Here is a 17,446-nt window from a genome sequence, read left to right as displayed (position 1 = left end):
CCCGGGGAGGAACGGCACGGTCTATGCCGCCAGCCGTTGATCAATGCAAGGCGCGGGGTGGACTCGGGCTTGCTCGGGATTAAGGACGTTGCACATGAAACCTGATATTGCACCGCAAGCCCTGCTCGACACGATCGATGCCGATACGATGCTGCGCGAAGTGCAGGACTGGGCAGCCATCAATACCGGCACCGCCAATATCGAAGGGCTGGATCGCATGGCCGGCATCCTGGCCGATGCTTTCAGCGTCCTGCCGGGCGACGTCGAACTGATCGACCCTGCTACCGTAACGGCCATATCCGCCGAAGGGCGCGAATTCGAAAAACCGCACGGGCGGCACATGGTGCTGCGCGTCCGGCCCAATGCGGAACGGCGCTTCGTGCTGACCGGCCACATGGACACGGTCTTCCCCGTCGATCATCCGTTCCAGGAGGTCAGCTGGATCGACGATGACACGATCAACGGCCCCGGCACTGCCGATATGAAGGGCGGCCTCGATGTCATCCTCCATGCGCTGAAGACGTTCGAGACGATGGAGTGCGCCCAGCGGGTCGGATACGATGTGATGATCAACTCGGACGAGGAAACCGGCAGCCTCGCCAGCCGCTCCCTGATCGAGGAACTGGCCCGCGGAAAATATGCCGCGCTCACCTATGAACCCAGCGCCCTGCCCGATGGAACGCTGGCGCATGCGCGCGGCGGTACGGGCAATTATTCAATCACCTTCACGGGCAAGTCCGCCCATGCCGGGCGCAATCCGCACGATGGGCGCAATGCCATCGTCGCGGCATCCGATCTCGTGTTGCGGATCAAGGCTCTCGAAGCGGACGACATCACCGTCAACCCCGCCAAGATCGAAGGCGGCAGCGCGAACAATGTCGTGCCCGACCTTGCCATCCTGCGGTTCAACATTCGCCCCAAATCGACCGACGCCATGAACCGGTTCGATGGGCAGCTCGACGCTGCTCTCGCTGCCATCGAGGCCGATCATGAGGTCGGCATCCACCGTCACGGCGGGGTGACCCGTCCTCCCAAACCGGTCGACAAAAAGGCGCAGCGCCTGTTCGATCTCGTCAAGACATGCGGCGCGGAACTCGGGCAGGACATCGGCTGGAAACCGACCGGCGGCGTGTGCGATGGCAACAATATCGCTGCCACCGGCGTACCCGTCGTGGACACCATGGGCGTCCGCGGCGGCGCCATTCATTCGCCCGACGAATTCATGATCGTTCCTTCCCTTCGCGAACGCGCCGCGCTTAGCGCGCTGGTTCTCGCCAAGCTATCTTCCGGAGACCATCTGTGACCTTTCGCCTGCGCGCCGCGCATATCAGCGACCTCGAACACCTCTACGAGATGGCCAAGCTGACCGGCGGCGGTTTCACCAATCTGCCGGCCGATCGCGCAGCGCTGACCAAGAAGCTTGAACGGGCGGATGATGCCTTTTCGCGCGACGCCGACGAACTTGGCGACGACCAGTTTACGCTCGTGCTCGAAAATACTGAAACCGGGCAGGTGCGCGGCACCTGTCAGCTTTTCAGCCAGGTCGGCCAGCAATGGCCATTTTACAGCTATCGCCTCAACACGCTGACCCAGCACAGTCAGGAACTCGATCGCACCGTGCGGGCCGAACTCCTCAGCCTGGTTACCGATCTTGAGGGGTCGTCCGAAGTGGGCGGTCTCTTCCTCCACCCGGGAGAACGCGCAGGCGGGCTCGGCCTGCTGCTGGCACGCAGCCGCTATCTGTTCATCGCCATGCACCGCCACCGCTTCGCCAATCGCATTTTGGCCGAATTGCGCGGCGTGATCGACGATCGCGGCGGCTCGCCCTTCTGGGACGGCGTGGCCGGCCGCTTCTTCGGCATGACCTTTCAGGAAGCCGACTATTTCAATGCCATCAACGGCAATCAGTTCATTGCCGATCTGATGCCCAAGCACCCCGTCTATGTCGCCATGCTGGATGACGAAGCGAAGAAGGTTATCGGCGTCCCCCACCCGTCGGGCCGCGCCGCCATGCGGATGCTGGAGAACGAGGGCTTCGCCGCGGAAGGCTATGTCGACATCTTCGATGGCGGCCCTTCCATGACGGCACGCACCGACAATGTGAAAAGCATCGCCGGGTCCACTCCGGGCCGGGTCTCCGCGACCGATCTCGACATTGGCGAGCGTGCGCTGATCGCCACCGGCACGCTGGGCACGTTTCGCTGCGCCTACGGCATGCGGGAGACGGGCGAGGACGGATCCGTCGCCATCGACGCGATCTGTGCCGAAACACTCGAAGTCGGCGAAGGCGACGAGGTGTGGAGCGTGGCGCGATGAGCAAGCTGGTCGAAATCAATTTCGACGGGATCGTCGGACCCAGTCACAATTATGCCGGCCTCAGTCTCGGCAATATTGCCAGCGCCAGCCACAAGGGCAACGCTTCCTACCCGCGCGCGGCAGCGTTGCAGGGGATCGCGAAGATGCGCGGCAATTTGGAGCGCGGGCTTGCACAGGGCTTTTTGCTTCCCCTTCCCCGGCCCAATTTCGGCCTGCTGCGCGATCTGGCGGTAGGCGACGATACCAACCCGGCGCTCGTGGCGGCAGCATGGTCGGCCAGTTCGATGTGGACTGCCAATGCCGCCACCGTCAGTCCCGCGCCGGATACCGGCGATGGCCGCTGCCATCTGACGCCGGCCAATCTGGTCACCATGCTGCACCGCGGCCAGGAATGGCGCGATACGCAGGCGCAGCTGAAGATCGCATTCGGTGATCAGCGGCATTTCGCGGTGCACGATGCGGTCCCGTCCAGCTTCGGCGACGAAGGTGCGGCCAATCACATGCGGTTTTGCGACAGTCACGATGCACCCGGCGTGGAGGTGTTCGTCTATGGCCGGCCCGGCGGCCGCTTTCCCGCGCGCCAGCACGAGCAGGCAAGCCGCGCCGTCGCCCGGCTGCATGGCCTCGAGCCCCGGCGCTGCGTTTTCATCGAACAGAACCCCGCGGCCATCGAGGCCGGAGCCTTTCACAACGACGTCGTCGCCGTGGCGAACGAGAAGGTCCTCTTCACGCACGATCAGGCCTTTGCCGACCAGATCGACGCCTACGAAGCCATCCGGGCCGTATTCCCCGACCTCCATGTCGTGGAAGTGCCGGAAAGCCAGGTTACTCTCGAAGAGGCGATCCGCACCTATCTCTTCAATGCGCAGCTCGTGACATTGCCCACCGGCGAAATGGCGCTGGTCGTTCCAAGTGAATGCCAGGAAAGCGCCAGCGTCTGGTCGTGGTGCGAACGCATGCTCGCGTCCAACGGTCCGATCCGCCACGTCATCCCCGTCGATGTACGCCAATCGATGGCGAATGGCGGCGGCCCGGCCTGCCTGCGGCTGCGCGTGGTGGCAGATCCTGCAACGGTCGACGCGCGGTTCTTGCTGGACGAGGCGAAGGCCGAACGGATCGAGGCGGTGATTGCGCAGATGTGGCCGGAAACAATTCAGCCCGATGAAATTGGGACCGAAGCTCTCGCAGCAAAGGTCATCGAAGCGCGCGAAGCCCTGCTGGCTGTCTTGTCGCTGGACGAGCTGGCATAATTTCCACCGCCCCAGATTGGGGCGCGTAGATACATCGTCGGGCACTTTTACACTTCTTCGCGCATTAACTAGGCGAACCCGCAGATTCGCGCCGCTGGCACGCGAATTGCATCGCGGGGCGTTAAGAAACGGAGTGAGGCGCGCGTGCTGAAGAAGGTGAAACGGCTGTTCGTGATCAAGACGCGCTTCGAAGCCTATCTGATCATCTTCGCCCTGGCACTTGGCGCAATGACCCGCGGCGCCGACTACACGCTGCAATATCCCGGCGTGGGCGGCTATCTGCTCTTCGCAGCGACATCGGGCGCAGTCTTCCTCGGCGGCGCGAAAATCCTCGACGCCTTGCGCTACGAACGCGAAGCGCAGGAAGCAGCGCCGGGTGACGCCGCGTCCGAATAAAAGCCGATCAATGAAATGGGTGGGGGTTTCTGTTGCTAGCTACCCCCGGAGCCCCGGAATCCGCTTCTGTTGCCCGGTGGGTCCAACCGCGCTTTAGCTTTGTAAGATCAGGGCGTTAGCCCATCAGATTACGCTGCGAGAGCGAGTGCTTCGTTATCGTTGGCACTTGTGTGTTGTGAACAGTTTTACGGGTTACTCAGCCCGGGCGAAAACACTGCCTTTCAGCACACGTCGATCCTAGTTCGGCCCCGTCATAACCCGCCGGAAAAGGCGGTTTGTGGTGGAGCCGCCGGGTACTGCCCCCGGGTCCGTTGTACCTATTACACAGCGCAGTTTATCGCCATATCCGGCCGAAGCCGACAGCCCCTATATAGCGATGCGGAGCTTAATGTGAAGTGAGCGGAGCGCGCCTTTTGCCGTGGCAGTGTAGCCCCCCGCCCTTTCTTCGAGCCTACCTCTTCGGATGCAGGCCCTTGCCCTAGGCCGCGCCGCCATCCTTGCGCAGTTCCGCCAGGATTTTCTTCAGCACGTCGAGTTCGGGATTCGTCGGCACGTCTGCGTTCGTCGAGCTGTCCTCGGTCGCGGCGGCCTTGCGCTGCATGTCTTCGGTGATCTTGTTCACGCTGCGAACGAGCATGAAGAGCGCAAAGGCGACGATGAAGAAATTGATCACGGCGGTGATGAGCGCGCCGTAGCCGATCATCGCCACGCCTGCTTCCTTGAGCTGCTCGTAATTGTCGAGCGCGCCTTCGTAGCCTTCGGGTATCTCGCCCAGCTGCAGGAACCAGTTGGAAAAATCGATGTCGCCGAAGATCCAGCCGATCAGCGGCATTATTATCGCTTCGGTCAGCTGCGTAACGATACCGCTGAACGCGGCGCCGATTACGACACCGACTGCCAGATCGACAACATTCCCGCGCGCGACGAACTTCTTGAATTCTTTTCCCAGGCTCATGGCGGTATGATTCCCTTAACCCTTAAAACTGGCGCCTTCCCTGCCATGATGGTTTGGCAGTCACAAGCGGGCGTTAATCTTGAACCGGCGCCATGGTGTGCTATCTAGATAAAGCAGTACGTCCCCCGACTTCCTAAGAAGGATTCTTGAAATGAACCGATTCGCCGCTTTCCGTGCCTCGATCGTCGCCGCCGCTGCGCTGGCGATATCGGCCTGCGGGATCAACTCGGTGCCTGCTGCTGAAGAAACGGCAAAGGCCAAGTGGGCCGATGTGGAGGCCGCCTTCCAGGAACGCGCCAATCTGGTCCCCAACCTCGAACAGATCGTGATGAGCTCGGCTGAACAGGAGCGTGCGACGCTTGAATCGGTCATACAGGCCCGCGCATCCGCCACCCGTCCGGAAATCCAGCTCGATGGCAACGATCTGAGCGATGCGGACAAGATGGCCCAGTATCAGCAGGCGCAGAACACCTTCGGCGGCGCGCTGTCGCGGCTGATGGCCAATGTGGAAGCTTATCCCGAACTGCGCAGCCAGGACAATTTCGGCCGCTTCATGACCCAGATCGAAGGTCAGGAAAACCGGATCCGCGTCGCCATTCGCGACTATAACGAAGCGGTGCGCGCCTATAACACGACGATCCGCACCTTCCCCGATACCATCGGCGCCAACATCATTCACGGTGCAGAACCCATGGTTCCCTACGAAGCCGTGACGCAGGGTGCAGAAGTCGCTCCAACCCTGGACATGCGTTCGGATAGCAGCGCCGCAAACTGAGCGGCACAAACATGCGCCTGCTTCTCTCAGTAATCCTGCCCGTGGCGGCGGCGCTCGGCTTTGCCCTGCCCGCCGCTGCCCAGACCTTTCCCGAACGCGGCACCGCGCCGGTGGTGGACGCTGCGAACATCATCGATGACGCAACCGAAGCCGCTCTGACCGAAAAACTGGACGCGTTCGAGCAGCGCAACCAGCGCCAGTTCGTGATCGCGACGATCCCCGATCTCGAGGGTTACGACATTTCCGACTATGGCTATCGCCTTGGCCGGGAATGGGCGCTGGGCGATGCTGAGCGTAATGATGGCATCATTCTGATCGTCGCTCCGAACGAGAAGAAAATGCGCGTCGAGGTCGGCTACGGCCTGGAGGGCATCATCCCTGACGGGCTTGCTTTCGAATATGTCGAAGGGATGAAGCCATATTTCCGCGATGGCGACTATTCCGGCGGGATTAGCTGGGGGGCAGACCAGATCATCAAACAGCTCGAACTGCCTCCTGAAGAAGCGGCCAAGGTGGCCCAGCAGGTGAACGAACAGCGCGAAAGCGACGGCGGCTTCCCCATCGGTGCGCTGATCTGGCTCGGCTTTATCTTTTTCTTCTTCGTCCTCCCCATGCTGAGCGGGCGCGGCCGGCGGCGGCGTTATCGCAAGGGACCGTGGGGCAATGCCGCACGCGACATCATTCTCTGGGAAGCCGGCAAGGCGATCGCACGCGGTCTCACCGATGACGACTGGGGCGGCGGTGGCGGCTGGGGCGGAGGTGGCGGCTTCGGCGGCGGCGGTGGCTTCGGAGGCGGCGGCTTTGGTGGCGGCGGCGGCAGTTTCGGGGGCGGTGGCGCCTCCGGGGGGTGGTAATGGGCTATCTTTCTCAATCCGATCACAAGATCGTATCCGATGCCGTCGCGGCGGCCGAACTTACCACCAGCGGCGAAATCGTGACCGTTCTGGCCGATCGCAGCGATGGCTATTCGGATGTCGTACTGGTGTGGGCCGTGGCGCTGGCCTTCACGGCCATGAGCCTGTTTGCGGTGATCCCGCAGCCCTTCATGGATCTATGGGATTCGCTCGTCGGTGGCTGGATGCACGAATGGACGACCGGCGAACTCGCCAGCATGACCATCGCCCTGGGGCTGGTCGCCTTCACGCTGGGATGGCTGTTGCTGAGCTGGGACCCGCTGCGCTTCGCCCTTACCCCCGGCCCGGTCAAGAGTGCCCGCGTTCACAGCAGCGCAATCAGGCATTTCAAAGTCGGCGCGGAACAGCGCACGCATGGCCGCACGGGCGTACTTCTCTATCTGTCCATGCGCGAACACCGCGCCGAAATCGTTGCCGACCAGCCCATTGCCGCAATTGTGCCGGCAGAAGTCTGGGGCGAAGCGATGGCGGACATGCTGGAAGAGCTCAAACAGGGCCACATCGCCGAAAGCCTGGCCATCGGGGTACGCGACGTCGGCATGGTACTGGCAGAACATTTCCCGCGCGCCGATGACGATCGCAACGAGCTTCCCGACCGACTGATAGAAGTCTGACCATGCCCGTCCCCGATCACGATGCGGACGAGAAGATCGTCTGGCAGGGCAAATACATCACCGCCAAAACGCGCGGTCGATGGGAATATGTGGGTCGTCCCCGCAACATCCGCGCGGCGGTGATCCTTGCCGTCGACGAAGACGACCACGTGCTTCTGGTGGAGCAGTACCGGGTGCCGCTTGGCCGGCCCTGTATCGAGCTACCGGCGGGTCTCATTGGCGACGAGGCTGATTTCGAAGGCGAAGACCCTCTCGTTGCTGCCGGACGGGAACTGGTAGAGGAAACGGGCTACCGCGCCGATGTACTCGAAGATCTGGGCACGTTCTGGTCCTCTCCCGGAATGGTCAGCGAAAGCTTCACTCTGGTCCGCGCCAGCCAGCTGGCGAAAGTCGGCGAAGGCGGCGGGGTCGGCGGAGAGAACATCACCGTTCACCGTGTCGCCCTATCCGACATTGCCGCTTTTACCGCCGCCAAACGCGCCGATGGTTGCGGGATCGATGTGCGCGTGCTCTTGCTGCTGGGACAGGGAATATTGGCAGGAGAGTGACGATGGCAGGACGGTGTGCAGGCAAGCTGGCACTGGTGACAGGCGCGGCGCAGGGGCTCGGCCGGGCTCATGCAACCCGGCTGGCAGAAGAGGGCGCGCGGGTGCTGTGCACCGATATCAACGGTGATGGCGCTGCCGAAACCGCCTCGCTCATCAACGCGGATCTGGGTGACGGCACCGCCCATGCGATCCGGCACGACGTTACCGATCCCATTGACTGGGAAGCCGCCGTGGACGCTGCGCGCGAGAATATCGGCGGTCTCAATGTCCTGGTGAACAATGCCGGTATCGGCGTGGGCGGCAATATCGAGACCTGCGATTTCGACGATTGGAAGCGCTGCTTTGCGATCAATGTCGATTCCATTTTTCATGGTTGCCAGAAGGCGCTGCCGTTGATGCGCGAGCATGCACCCGGCTCGATCGTGAACATTTCCAGCATTGCCGGGCTGATCGCCAGCGACACCATGCCCGCCTACAACTCGTCCAAGGCCGCGGTCTGGATGCTGACCAAATCGATCGCGCTGCACTGTGCGAAGAAGAATATGCAGATCCGCTGCAATTCCGTGCACCCGACCTTCGTCGATACGCCGATTCTCGATGGCACGGCGCTCAATCACAATCTCGACAAGTCTGCATTGCTGGAAAAGCTGGCGCGGCAAATTCCGCTCAAATTCGTGGGCGAGCCGAACGATATCGCCAATGCCGTGGTCTATCTCGCCAGCGACGAGAGCCGCTTCATGACCGGTGCCGAGCTCAAGCTCGATGGCGGCATTTCCGCGATGTAATTCCACGACTGCAGAATCAAGAGAGGGGCCATGCGGCCCCTCCCGGTTCTCTTTGTGTGAGCCACGGCCGGCACGAAAACCGGGACGGTAGGCGCGGGGCCGTGGTCAGTCTGCGATCAGTGCGATCGCCAGGTAAAGCAGGATGAAGCTGCCAAATCCGAGCAGTGTTCCTGCGACGAAGCCGAGCCGGACCCAGGTGGCGTCGATGTCGAAATAGCGGGCGATGCCGGAGCAGACCCCCATCATCTTGCCATTCGTGCGATCGAGCGCAAAGCTCTTGGCTGGACGGACGGCATCGTCCCCTTCGCGGAATTTCAGATTGCTCATGCGATAAGTCCATTGGGCGATGCAGGTACGATGGCGGTGGCGAAGAAGAGGGCTGAAAGGGCCAGTGAAAAGGCGGCTGCGAAGAGCTTGTGGCCGTTGTCAGAGTTGAACATGTTTTCCTCCTGAAGAATGGGCGGTTGGCCGATCAGGCGACGAGACCGGCGGGGCTTGCGGGGACGATGGCGGCGGCCATGAACATTGCCGAGACACCCAGGGCGAAGACGGCGGCGAGTGCACGGTTGCTGGCATATTCGAAGATGGACATTGTGTTGCTCCTTGATCCTTGGTTCGTTTTTCCCGGACCATCCGGGATGCCAAGTACTTTGCAACGGGTGTGCCAAACTCGAAAAATGGCGGAATTCCGTCAATTCTTCCTGAACCATGAGAGCAGACGTCGTTCACCAATCCGAAAGGTTGGGGAATTTCCCCAACTGTTGGAAATGATATGTTTTGAAGTGGCGGGCGTGACGACGGCGCGCTATCGAACGCTCACCTCATGGCGCTCGATCGCATCTCCCTGACCGACTTTCGCAACCACGGTTCGACCGAACTGGGCGATACCGCGCAATTCAATCTGCTCGTGGGCGAAAACGGTGCGGGAAAGACCAATATTCTCGAAGCGCTTTCCCTGCTTGCCCCAGGGCGCGGCCTGCGCCGCGCTGCCTTGGGCGACATGGTCCGCAATGGCAGCGATGCTGGCTTCGGCGTGGGGGCCAGCCTGCTGCAGGATGGTGAAGCCGTACGGCTCGCCACATATTCGGAAAGCGCCAACCCGGGCCGCCGCCGCGTCCGGGTAAACGGGGCGGAAAGCAGTGCGACCAGCCTCGGCGAATGGCTCGCGGTGACATGGCTCACTCCCGCCATGGATGGCTTGTTCACCGGCGCCGCCGGCGACCGCCGCCGCTACATGGACCGGCTGGCGCTTGCACTCGAACCAGCGCACGCCAGTCATGCAGCCCGCTACGAAGGTGCCCTGCGCGAACGCAATCGCCTGTTATCCGATCTGCGAGAGCCTGAGAGCGCCTGGCTCGATGCCATCGAAGCCCAAATGGTCCAGCATGGCTCCGCCCTAATGGCAGGCCGCGCGCGCCTCGTTGAAACGCTGGCGGTAAGGCTGGCGGAAATGCCTGCCGAACCTTTCGCCCGCCCCGCCCTTACCTATGCCCCCAGCGCACCTGATCATTCGGATGGTCTGTCGCAAGCGCTCTATGACAACCGCAAGCGCGACCGCGCCGCACAGCGCACCCTGCTCGGCCCGCATCGCGACGAGCTTGAAGTCATCCACGCAGCCAAGCGGGTCCCCGCTGCGCAAAGCTCGACAGGTGAACAGAAAGCGATGCTGGTCGCCATGACGCTGGCCCATGCCGGGCTGGCGGCACAAGGGCGAGCAGGCTTGCTTTTGCTGGACGAAGTGGCCGCGCATCTCGATCCCGTTCGCCGCGCCGCTCTTTTCGAACAATTGCGCAGCAGTGGAGCGCAGGTTTGGATGACCGGAACCGAGCCAGCCCCTTTCAGCAGCATAGCGACGGAATCCGCCGTCTGGGCGGTAACGGCGGGATTGGTGACGCGCGCCTAGGGCTTGGGCGGCAGCGCCTGTTCGACATTGCCCATGGTATCGCGCACAAGCGCCGCAATTCCATCGGCGGTGGGATGGATGCGGTCGTCGAGGAAGAGGCTACGGTCCTCATAGATGCTCTCGAGCCAGAACGGGATCAAAGCCGCATCGTATTGGCTGGCCAGCTCGCTATACAGGCTGTCGAACTGCTGCTGGTATTCCGGCCCGTAATTCGGCGGCGCCCGCATACCCATGAGCAGGACAGGGATCTCTCGCTGGCTCAGTTCCTGCAGCATCGCCTCGAAATTGGCGCGTGTCTGTCCAGGCTGGATACCGCGCAGCATATCATTGCCGCCAAGTTCGAGGATGACGAGATCGGGTTTGACCTCCTGCGCATCGAGCGTGAAGGCCAGCCGCTGCAGACCGGCTGCACTGGTATCTCCCGAAACGCCGGCATCGATCACCCGCGCGTTGATTCCGTCCTTGCGCAGTGCATCTTCAAGCTGTTCGGGATAGCCCTCGTTCTCTTCCAGCCCATAGCCTGCGAACAGGCTGTCGCCGAAAGCCAGTATGCGCCTCTCCGGCCCTTCGACAGCGATATCGGCCGCAGGGGTTTGCTGGCTCGCTTCCGCTTCGGTTGATGGCGCCGCATCTTGCGCGCCGCCGCAAGCGGACAGTGCCATGGCGGCGAACAGGATCGACAAATGCCGCAAACGCATCGGCGAGTTTCCTTGTGCAGTTTTCCGCTCCATGCCATCGCAGTACCGTGACGAACTCTCAAGCAGCGATTTCCGCCCGCAACCTCACCCTGACCCTCGGCTCCAGCGATGCTCCCGTCGAAATCCTTCGCGGGATCGATCTCGACATTGCGCGTGGATCGACTGTCGCACTGCTCGGTCCTTCCGGCTCGGGCAAAAGCTCGCTGATGGCCGTTCTTTCGGGCCTCGAGCGTGCCAGCGGGGGAACCCTGGTCGTAGCGGGTGAAGATTTCGCGACGCTGGACGAGGACGCTCTTGCACATGCCCGGCGCGGGCGTATCGGCATCGTGTTGCAGGCGTTCCACCTGTTACCGACCATGACCGCGCTGGAAAACGTCGCCACCCCGATGGAACTGGCTGGCGAACGCGACGCCCAGGCGCGGGCCAAAGCCGAACTCGAAGCGGTTGGCCTTGGCCACAGGCTGGATCATTACCCGCAGCAATTGTCGGGCGGCGAACAGCAGCGCGTCGCTATCGCCCGTGCAATCGCCCCGCGTCCCGACCTGATCTTCGCCGATGAGCCTACCGGCAATCTCGATGCCGCCACGGGTCACGAAATCGTGGAACTTCTCTTCAACCGCCGCGCCGAAACCGGGGCGACGTTGCTCGTCATTACGCACGATCCTGAACTTGCCGAGCATTGCGAGCGCGTGCTGCAGCTCGGTGATGGTCGCATCGCCAGCGACACTGCGGCGTGACCTGGGCGATTGCCTGGCGGATCGCGCGCCGCGATCTCAACGCTCGCTTTCGCGGCTTGCGCCTTCTGCTCGTTTGTCTGTTTCTCGGCACGGGAGCATTGGCAGCGATCGGATCGCTGACCGCAGCGATCGAGCGCGAGATCGAAACCAACGGCCGGACCTATCTCGGCGGCGATCTGCAGATCGAACTCTGGCAGCGTGACCTTACCGATGAAGAACGCGCTGCACTCGCTCAGCTCGGCGATGTTTCAGCCGGAACCCGCATGCAGGCCATGGCGCGATTTGGTGAGCAGGCCGCGCCGATCGAACTGAAGGCCGTCGATAAGGCCTATCCGCTTTATGGTGATTTGACCCTCGAAGACGGCCGTGCGGTGGGCGCTCCAGGTTCCGATGAAGCTTGGCTGTCGCAGGGTGCAGCCGATCGCTTGGGCGTCGCGCCGGGCGACACTATCGACATCGGCACAGAGAAGTTGTCGATCGGCGGGATCATCGCCGATGAACCCGATCGTCTCGGCGAAGGTTTTCAGTTGGGTCCGACGATCATCGTGGCAGAGGATCTACCCATCCGCGCCGGGCTGATCGCGCCAGGATCGATGTATCAGTCCAAGACTAGGGTTCGTTTCACGCAAAGCCGCGATACCGAGGCGGTCGGCGAAGAACTGAAGCAGCAATTTCCCGACGCCGGCTTCGATATCGATACGGCGGACCGCGCCGCACCCGGCACCGACCGGTTCGTGGACCGCATGAGCGAGTTTCTGACGCTTGTCGGTCTCGCGGCGCTGGTCATTGCCGGTATCGGTATCGGTGGGGGCGTCACATCCTATCTCGACGCGCGCAGGCAGGGGATCGCCACCCTCAAGATCCTCGGCGCGACCAGCAATGACATCGCGCGTATCTACGCACTGCAAATCGTGGCGGCGACGCTAGCGGGCAGCCTTGCAGGAATTGCCGCGGGCATCGCCATCGTCCCGCTTCTGGCAACGGCGTTGCAGGGTCTGTTGCCCGTTTCCAGCGGAGTGATCATCGATCCCGGCGCGATCGTGTTGGCATTGGCCTACGGCATGCTGGTGGCGCTGGTATTCGCGGCCCCGCCCTTGCTGCGCGCCCGCAATTTCCCGGCCATGGCGCTGATGCGCGCCCGCGTCGCGCCGCTGGCGCGCGATCCCCGCGCACTGGCTTTGGTCGGCGGGGGTCTCGCCGCCATCGTCGCCCTGGCCCTGCTGACATCCGACAACCCCATGCTTTCGGGCAGCTTCCTGGCCGGAGCCGCCGCCATACTCGGCCTGCTCGCCTTGCTCGGCCTTGGCATTCGCCGGCTCGCCGCCGCCCTTCCCCGGCCGCGCAACCCGGTCGCGCGCAATGCGCTCGCCAACCTGCATCGCCCGGGCTCATCCACCGGCGCGCTGGTAACCGCGCTCGGTTTCGGACTTTCGGCCTTTGTCCTGCTGGCAGCGGTTCAGAGCGCCATCGACGGCAATATCGCCAAACGCGTGCCGGACCGTGCGCCCGACTATTTCGTGCTCGATATCCCGCGCGATCAGGTCGACGAATTCGAGACGTTGGTCCGCAATGCGGATCCGGGCGCAAGCTGGCGCACGGTCCCTGCACTGCGTGGCTCCGTGCTCGCATTCGGCTCCGAAGGGGCAATGACCCGCACCGCTGATCTGGACGAAATTCCGGACGGCGCGTGGGCCCTGCGCGGGGAACGCGGCCTGACCTATGCCGATCGTCTGCCGGAAGGCAACGAGTTGACCGAAGGCACGTGGTGGGGCCCAATGTATGCAGGCGAGCCGCTGGTTTCGGTCGATGAGGATTTTGCCGACGCCGCCGGCCTGAAGGTCGGCGACATGCTGACCTTTGGCGTACTCGGCGTAGAGCGGACCGCCCGCATCGCCAATCTGCGCCGCATCGACTGGGAAAGCATGGGCTTCAACTACGTCTTCGTGCTCAGTCCCAACGCCCTTCAGGATGCGCCGCATAATCTCGCGGCGACCGTCGAGCTCAGCCAGGGCACGCCGACCAGCCCGCTGTTGCAATCGCTGGTGGCCGCCCTCCCCTCGACTTCGGTGATCGAGGTTGGCGGTGTGCTGGAACAGGCGCGGACGATTCTGGAACAGGTCGGCTTTGCCACGCTTGCAGCCGCCAGCGTCGCGGTCCTTGCAGGTCTAGCCGTACTACTGGGCGCCATTGCCGCCGCGCGCGCAGCGCGGACGTACGATACCGTCATCCTGAGGGTGCTCGGTGCCGATCGCCGTCAGATCATTGCAATGCAATTGATCGAATACGTCGCCCTGGCGGCAACGCTTGCGGTCGTGGCGCTTGGCATCGGCAGCCTTGCTGCATGGCTGGTCATCACGCAGTTGTTCGAATTCGACTGGCTGCCGGATTGGGGCCAAGTGCTCGCCGTGCTTGGCCTCGGCGTCTTCGTCGTTCTGGCTTTCGCTCTTGGCGCTTCGTTGCCGCTACTGCGTGCCAAACCTGCGCAGGCGTTGCGGGACCTCTAAAAGCCCAGGCGATCCAAAAAAAGCCCCGCGAGAACGCGGGGCTCTAAGATAAAGCGCTCGGTGCAATGCACGAGCCCTTCGGGTCGCATCTGCGATATATCACGCATCCAGCTGGACTACCGCGTAATGCGTATATGCTGTGCCGAAATGGGACAAAAGAAAAAGGGGGCCGCGCGGGCCCCCTTCTCCATTCGAATATTTCCCGCGATCAGAAGCGATAGCGAACCGTAGCGCCATAAGTGCGTGGCTGGTTGGGATAGCCAGAGATCGTACCCGGCTGTGCAACACCCGGGAAGATCTGCGACAAATAGCGCTGATTGGTCAGATTACGGACAAAACCGCTGATTTCGAACCCGTTTTCGAGCGCGAGGGTCAGCGACCCGTTTACCTGATTTACTTCGCGGCGATAGTTGCGCGCAAGGGCGATCGGATCCGGAGCGTCCGGTACGCCGTCAAGGATCTGAGTGTTGCTCTCGTGATAATAGTCCAGGCGACCAATCAGCAGATTGCCCGTATTGCCGAACTCGTGCGTGTAGGTTGCCGACGTCGCAATGGTGAATTCCGGAACACCGGCGACCTGCTGTCCGGAAAGGTCACCAACGACCGATCCGGGGAAGCTGTCATACTTCGAATCCAGATAGGTCAGTGCGAAGGTGAACACGAGCGGATCGATCGGCGTGAGCGTCGAATCGAATTCGAAGCCGCGAACCGACTGCGATCCGGCGTTGACCAGCGCGAAACCTGTGCCGGTGAAGGCGTTCGACTGGAAACCGTCGATGGTCTGATCGAACAGTGCCAGGTTGAAGGCCATCCGGTCGAAATCGGCCTTGAGGCCGACTTCGTAAACTTCCGATTCCTCCGGAGCCGCGAAGCGCGAACCGGTGGAAAGGTTCGGTACCGCAATACCGGCATCGCGGATCGGCGAAGATGGCGCGAGGATGGTCGAACCGAAAGGACCGGGCGTGTAATCGGCGTTGGTCGGACGGCTGTCGCGTGACAGGTTGACCGAGCTGGCCTTGAAGCCCGTCGCATAGGTGAAATAGGCATTCACGCGATCGCTGACATCGTAAGCCACACGAAGCGTGTAGCTCAGATTGTCATCATTCGTCCTGCCCGGCTCTACTGCGTTGGGCACCGCCAGGAACGGCGGCAGGAACTGCAGCGCCTGGAGGGGGAGCAGCTGGTTACAGGCGGGCGGCGGTGAACCGGCCGAGCACGGCGTGGTCGCAATCGCCGCGATCTGCTGGAAGCCGGCCGGTTGGGCAGCAGCGAACTGCTGGATCACGCCAGGCGTCACCTGCGAGGTGGGGATCTGCAGCGCCTGCGCGATACCGCCAACGATGACAGCATCGACGAAGTTCACATTCGCCAGCGGATCGAAGGAATCCTGACGGAGCGAGAAATCCTTCTTGTCGTCGGTGTAGTTGAAGCCGGCGGTGAGGGTCAGGCGATCCGTCACTTCGAAATCGACCTGGCCGAAGACCGAGTAGGATTCGTTATCGAGCGTGAAGAATTCGCGGGTCGAAGGACCTTCTGCGAAGGTAGCGCCGACCGGAATGCCGAGCTGCGATTCAACGAAGGACAGCGTGCCGGGAGTGCCGCCACCTGCCAGCAGATCGAAGAACGCGCGCGCATCTTCGCCATTGTCGAGACCGCTGTTCTGCTTTGCCTTCTCGTTGAAGTAATAGCCACCGAGCAGGAAGTTCACCGGACCGTCGAAGTCGGACGCGACGCGCAGTTCCTGCGTGAAGGTGTCGACCGCCTGGTTGCGGAACTCGCTGACCACGGCCGCGCTGGAGAAGTCCACGTCCTGCTGGTTGAATGCGCGCAGTTCGCGATAGGCCGTGATCGACGTCAGCGTCAAAGAGCCGAGGTCGAGGTCGGCCTGGACCGAACCGCCGTAGTTCTCGATGTCGTTGACCGGCAGCGTGTCGAGGAAGGCACGGTCGGAAAACACGTCTTCGACTGCCAGCTGCCCGCCAACGGCGAACAGCAGCGGGACGGTCGGACCGGCAAGAACGTTGCCGGCATAGCAGCACAGTTCGTCGATCTTGGAATAGTCGCCGATCGCGCGAACCCTAAGCGGGCCACCATTGTCGAACAGCAACTGGCCGCGAACGACGTAGCGATCGCGTTCATTGATCTTCTCATCGAGGTTCACGACGTCGACGAAACCGTCGCGCTTGTTGTAGGTGCCGTCGAGAGAGAAGGCGATCGAGTCAGTCAGCGGGCCGGTAATGTCGGCCTTGGCGACGATCTGGTCAAAATTGCCGTAGGTGAAGCTGGCCGAACCGCCGAACTCGAACTGCGGCTCACGGGTAACGACCGAGATGACGCCGGCGCTGGCGTTCTTGCCGAACAGCGTGTTCTGCGGTCCACGCAGCACTTCGATGCGGCTCACATTGGCGAGGTCGTTGATCGAGGATGCCGAGCGCGAACGATAGACGCCGTCGATGAATACGCCGACGGACGGTTCGATACCGACATTGTTGGCGCCGTTGCCGAAGCCGCGAATGATGAAGGTGGTGTTCGCCGAGCTCTGAAGCTGGCTGACGCGCAGCGACGGGGCCACGGTCTGAAGGTCCTGCAAGTCGCGGATTTCCGCACGCTCCAGCGTTTCGCCGCTGGTGACGCTGACCGAGACGGGCGTTTCCTGAAGGGTCTGCTCGCGCTTGGTGGCGGTAACGATGATGACATTGCCGGTCGAGGCATCGGCAGCATCGGGGATGTTATCGCCGTCGCTGTCGGTCTGCTGCTGGACCTCTTCCAGATCTGTATCTTGTGCCGAAACGCTCGCCGGGATGGCTACAGCAGCTACCCCTGCAAGCATGACGGTACGGACGGTCGCGGTGCGGCCGAAAGCGGTGAATTTCATGAAAGGTCCTCTTCTCTCAAGACGTATCTTGGTCCGCTGCGCGGCTCCCAAAATGCGCGCATGCAAGGGCGCAACTACCAGACTCCCCCGCCCTCTCAAGCATTTAGCGGACCAACGCCATAGCTGACTCGACGACTGTGCCTTTCGCGCTACACCGCAACACCTTGCCGCATTGC

The 17,446-nt window shown here is 62.3% G+C and carries 18 protein-coding genes and 1 other RNA gene; 12 read left to right on the top strand and 7 right to left on the bottom strand.

What is annotated here, in order from left to right:
- Window positions 1-94: 94 nt before the first annotated feature.
- From ACIGGE_RS16025 to ACIGGE_RS16010, 4 genes are all read left to right on the top strand, one after another.
- On the top strand, window positions 95-1,303 hold the full coding sequence (locus ACIGGE_RS16025; RefSeq protein WP_397491085.1) for a hydrolase: 1,209 nt from the start codon (window positions 95-97) through the stop codon (window positions 1,301-1,303).
- Complete coding sequence (locus ACIGGE_RS16020; protein WP_221598591.1) at window positions 1,300-2,316, top strand: arginine N-succinyltransferase; 1,017 nt, start codon at window positions 1,300-1,302, stop codon at window positions 2,314-2,316. The genes ACIGGE_RS16025 and ACIGGE_RS16020 overlap by 4 nt, the downstream gene beginning before the upstream one ends.
- Window positions 2,313-3,566 carry an N-succinylarginine dihydrolase gene (locus tag ACIGGE_RS16015; RefSeq protein WP_397491084.1) on the top strand — a complete coding sequence of 418 codons (1,254 nt, stop codon included), beginning with the start codon at window positions 2,313-2,315 and terminating at the stop codon, window positions 3,564-3,566. The genes ACIGGE_RS16020 and ACIGGE_RS16015 overlap by 4 nt, the downstream gene beginning before the upstream one ends.
- Window positions 3,567-3,710: 144 nt before the next feature.
- Window positions 3,711-3,962, top strand: coding sequence for a hypothetical protein (locus tag ACIGGE_RS16010; RefSeq protein WP_196845736.1), 252 nt, complete (start codon window positions 3,711-3,713; stop codon window positions 3,960-3,962).
- Window positions 3,963-4,016: 54 nt separating this feature from the next.
- Here the strand turns inward: ACIGGE_RS16010 and ssrA are convergent.
- Window positions 4,017-4,361: a transfer-messenger RNA gene (gene ssrA, locus ACIGGE_RS16005) on the bottom strand.
- A 79-nt stretch (window positions 4,362-4,440) separates the two neighbouring features.
- Window positions 4,441-4,917, bottom strand: a complete 477-nt coding sequence (mscL, locus tag ACIGGE_RS16000) for a large conductance mechanosensitive channel protein MscL (protein ID WP_103024313.1) — start codon at window positions 4,915-4,917, stop codon at window positions 4,441-4,443.
- 151 nt (window positions 4,918-5,068) lie between these two features.
- Here mscL and ACIGGE_RS15995 point away from each other — a divergent pair, with 151 nt between their 5' ends.
- Genes ACIGGE_RS15995 through ACIGGE_RS15975 form a run of 5 tightly spaced genes read left to right on the top strand, consistent with a single transcriptional unit; the run spans window position 5,069 to window position 8,553 of the window.
- The gene (locus tag ACIGGE_RS15995; protein WP_103024312.1) at window positions 5,069-5,692 is read left to right on the top strand and encodes a LemA family protein; all 624 of its coding nucleotides are present in this window, start codon (window positions 5,069-5,071) and stop codon (window positions 5,690-5,692) included.
- 11 nt (window positions 5,693-5,703) lie between these two features.
- Window positions 5,704-6,546, top strand: coding sequence for a YgcG family protein (locus ACIGGE_RS15990; protein ID WP_103024311.1), 843 nt, complete (start codon window positions 5,704-5,706; stop codon window positions 6,544-6,546).
- On the top strand, window positions 6,546-7,220 hold the full coding sequence (locus ACIGGE_RS15985) for a TPM domain-containing protein (RefSeq protein WP_370297987.1): 675 nt from the start codon (window positions 6,546-6,548) through the stop codon (window positions 7,218-7,220). Before ACIGGE_RS15990 ends, ACIGGE_RS15985 begins: the two co-directional genes overlap by 1 nt.
- Before the next feature lie 2 nt (window positions 7,221-7,222).
- On the top strand, window positions 7,223-7,768 hold the full coding sequence (locus tag ACIGGE_RS15980) for an NUDIX hydrolase (RefSeq protein ID WP_103024309.1): 546 nt from the start codon (window positions 7,223-7,225) through the stop codon (window positions 7,766-7,768).
- Between the two features lie 2 nt (window positions 7,769-7,770).
- Window positions 7,771-8,553: an SDR family oxidoreductase gene (locus tag ACIGGE_RS15975; protein ID WP_397491083.1), complete on the top strand. Its 783-nt coding sequence runs from the start codon at window positions 7,771-7,773 to the stop codon at window positions 8,551-8,553.
- A 105-nt stretch (window positions 8,554-8,658) separates the two neighbouring features.
- Here ACIGGE_RS15975 and ACIGGE_RS15970 read toward each other — a convergent pair whose 3' ends face one another.
- The 3 genes from ACIGGE_RS15970 to ACIGGE_RS15960 are packed head-to-tail and all read right to left on the bottom strand — an operon-like array spanning window position 8,659 to window position 9,145.
- Window positions 8,659-8,880 carry a PspC domain-containing protein gene (locus tag ACIGGE_RS15970; protein ID WP_196845731.1) on the bottom strand — a complete coding sequence of 74 codons (222 nt, stop codon included), beginning with the start codon at window positions 8,878-8,880 and terminating at the stop codon, window positions 8,659-8,661.
- On the bottom strand, window positions 8,877-8,993 hold the full coding sequence (locus ACIGGE_RS15965; protein ID WP_196845730.1) for a recombination protein F: 117 nt from the start codon (window positions 8,991-8,993) through the stop codon (window positions 8,877-8,879). Before ACIGGE_RS15965 ends, ACIGGE_RS15970 begins: the two co-directional genes overlap by 4 nt.
- Window positions 8,994-9,025: 32 nt before the next feature.
- Window positions 9,026-9,145 carry a recombination protein F gene (locus ACIGGE_RS15960; protein WP_103024306.1) on the bottom strand — a complete coding sequence of 40 codons (120 nt, stop codon included), beginning with the start codon at window positions 9,143-9,145 and terminating at the stop codon, window positions 9,026-9,028.
- A 231-nt stretch (window positions 9,146-9,376) separates the two neighbouring features.
- On the opposite strand from ACIGGE_RS15960, the gene recF reads away from it, so the two are divergent.
- Complete coding sequence (gene recF, locus ACIGGE_RS15955; protein WP_397491082.1) at window positions 9,377-10,456, top strand: DNA replication/repair protein RecF; 1,080 nt, start codon at window positions 9,377-9,379, stop codon at window positions 10,454-10,456.
- Here the strand turns inward: recF and ACIGGE_RS15950 are convergent.
- On the bottom strand, window positions 10,453-11,154 hold the full coding sequence (locus ACIGGE_RS15950) for an arylesterase (RefSeq protein ID WP_397491081.1): 702 nt from the start codon (window positions 11,152-11,154) through the stop codon (window positions 10,453-10,455). The two genes, recF and ACIGGE_RS15950, sit on opposite strands and share 4 nt — an antisense overlap.
- Window positions 11,155-11,201: 47 nt before the next feature.
- Between ACIGGE_RS15950 and ACIGGE_RS15945 the strand changes: the two genes are divergently transcribed.
- Window positions 11,202-11,891, top strand: a complete 690-nt coding sequence (locus ACIGGE_RS15945) for an ABC transporter ATP-binding protein (RefSeq protein ID WP_397491080.1) — start codon at window positions 11,202-11,204, stop codon at window positions 11,889-11,891.
- Window positions 11,888-14,395, top strand: a complete 2,508-nt coding sequence (locus ACIGGE_RS15940) for an ABC transporter permease (RefSeq protein ID WP_397491079.1) — start codon at window positions 11,888-11,890, stop codon at window positions 14,393-14,395. The genes ACIGGE_RS15945 and ACIGGE_RS15940 overlap by 4 nt, the downstream gene beginning before the upstream one ends.
- A gap of 208 nt (window positions 14,396-14,603) precedes the next feature.
- Here ACIGGE_RS15940 and ACIGGE_RS15935 read toward each other — a convergent pair whose 3' ends face one another.
- Entirely contained in the window at window positions 14,604-17,270 is a 2,667-nt protein-coding gene (locus ACIGGE_RS15935; protein WP_397491078.1) for a TonB-dependent receptor, read from the bottom strand.
- Window positions 17,271-17,446: the final 176 nt, after the last annotated feature.

The sequence above is a fragment of the Qipengyuania sp. NPDC077410 genome, from assembly GCF_044543405.1.
Taxonomy (GTDB): domain Bacteria; phylum Pseudomonadota; class Alphaproteobacteria; order Sphingomonadales; family Sphingomonadaceae; genus Qipengyuania; species Qipengyuania pacifica.
The sequence above is the reverse complement of the archived record's forward strand: the minus strand, read 5'-3'. Positions and strand labels throughout refer to the sequence as shown.

Bases quoted from the DNA above. Each gene is read 5' to 3' on its own strand.
- ACIGGE_RS16025 (WP_397491085.1), top strand. From the start codon at position 95: ATGAAACCTGATATTGCACCGCAAGCCCTGCTCGACACGATCGATGCC.
- ACIGGE_RS16015 (WP_397491084.1), top strand. From the start codon at position 2,313: ATGAGCAAGCTGGTCGAAATCAATTTCGACGGGATCGTCGGACCCAGT.
- mscL (WP_103024313.1), bottom strand. From the start codon at position 4,917: ATGAGCCTGGGAAAAGAATTCAAGAAGTTCGTCGCGCGCGGGAATGTT.
- ACIGGE_RS15995 (WP_103024312.1), top strand. From the start codon at position 5,069: ATGAACCGATTCGCCGCTTTCCGTGCCTCGATCGTCGCCGCCGCTGCG.
- ACIGGE_RS15990 (WP_103024311.1), top strand. From the start codon at position 5,704: ATGCGCCTGCTTCTCTCAGTAATCCTGCCCGTGGCGGCGGCGCTCGGC.
- ACIGGE_RS15985 (WP_370297987.1), top strand. From the start codon at position 6,546: ATGGGCTATCTTTCTCAATCCGATCACAAGATCGTATCCGATGCCGTC.
- ACIGGE_RS15980 (WP_103024309.1), top strand. From the start codon at position 7,223: ATGCCCGTCCCCGATCACGATGCGGACGAGAAGATCGTCTGGCAGGGC.
- ACIGGE_RS15975 (WP_397491083.1), top strand. From the start codon at position 7,771: ATGGCAGGACGGTGTGCAGGCAAGCTGGCACTGGTGACAGGCGCGGCG.
- ACIGGE_RS15970 (WP_196845731.1), bottom strand. From the start codon at position 8,880: ATGAGCAATCTGAAATTCCGCGAAGGGGACGATGCCGTCCGTCCAGCC.
- ACIGGE_RS15965 (WP_196845730.1), bottom strand. From the start codon at position 8,993: ATGTTCAACTCTGACAACGGCCACAAGCTCTTCGCAGCCGCCTTTTCA.
- ACIGGE_RS15960 (WP_103024306.1), bottom strand. From the start codon at position 9,145: ATGTCCATCTTCGAATATGCCAGCAACCGTGCACTCGCCGCCGTCTTC.
- recF (WP_397491082.1), top strand. From the start codon at position 9,377: ATGGCGCTCGATCGCATCTCCCTGACCGACTTTCGCAACCACGGTTCG.
- ACIGGE_RS15950 (WP_397491081.1), bottom strand. From the start codon at position 11,154: ATGCGTTTGCGGCATTTGTCGATCCTGTTCGCCGCCATGGCACTGTCC.
- ACIGGE_RS15935 (WP_397491078.1), bottom strand. From the start codon at position 17,270: ATGAAATTCACCGCTTTCGGCCGCACCGCGACCGTCCGTACCGTCATG.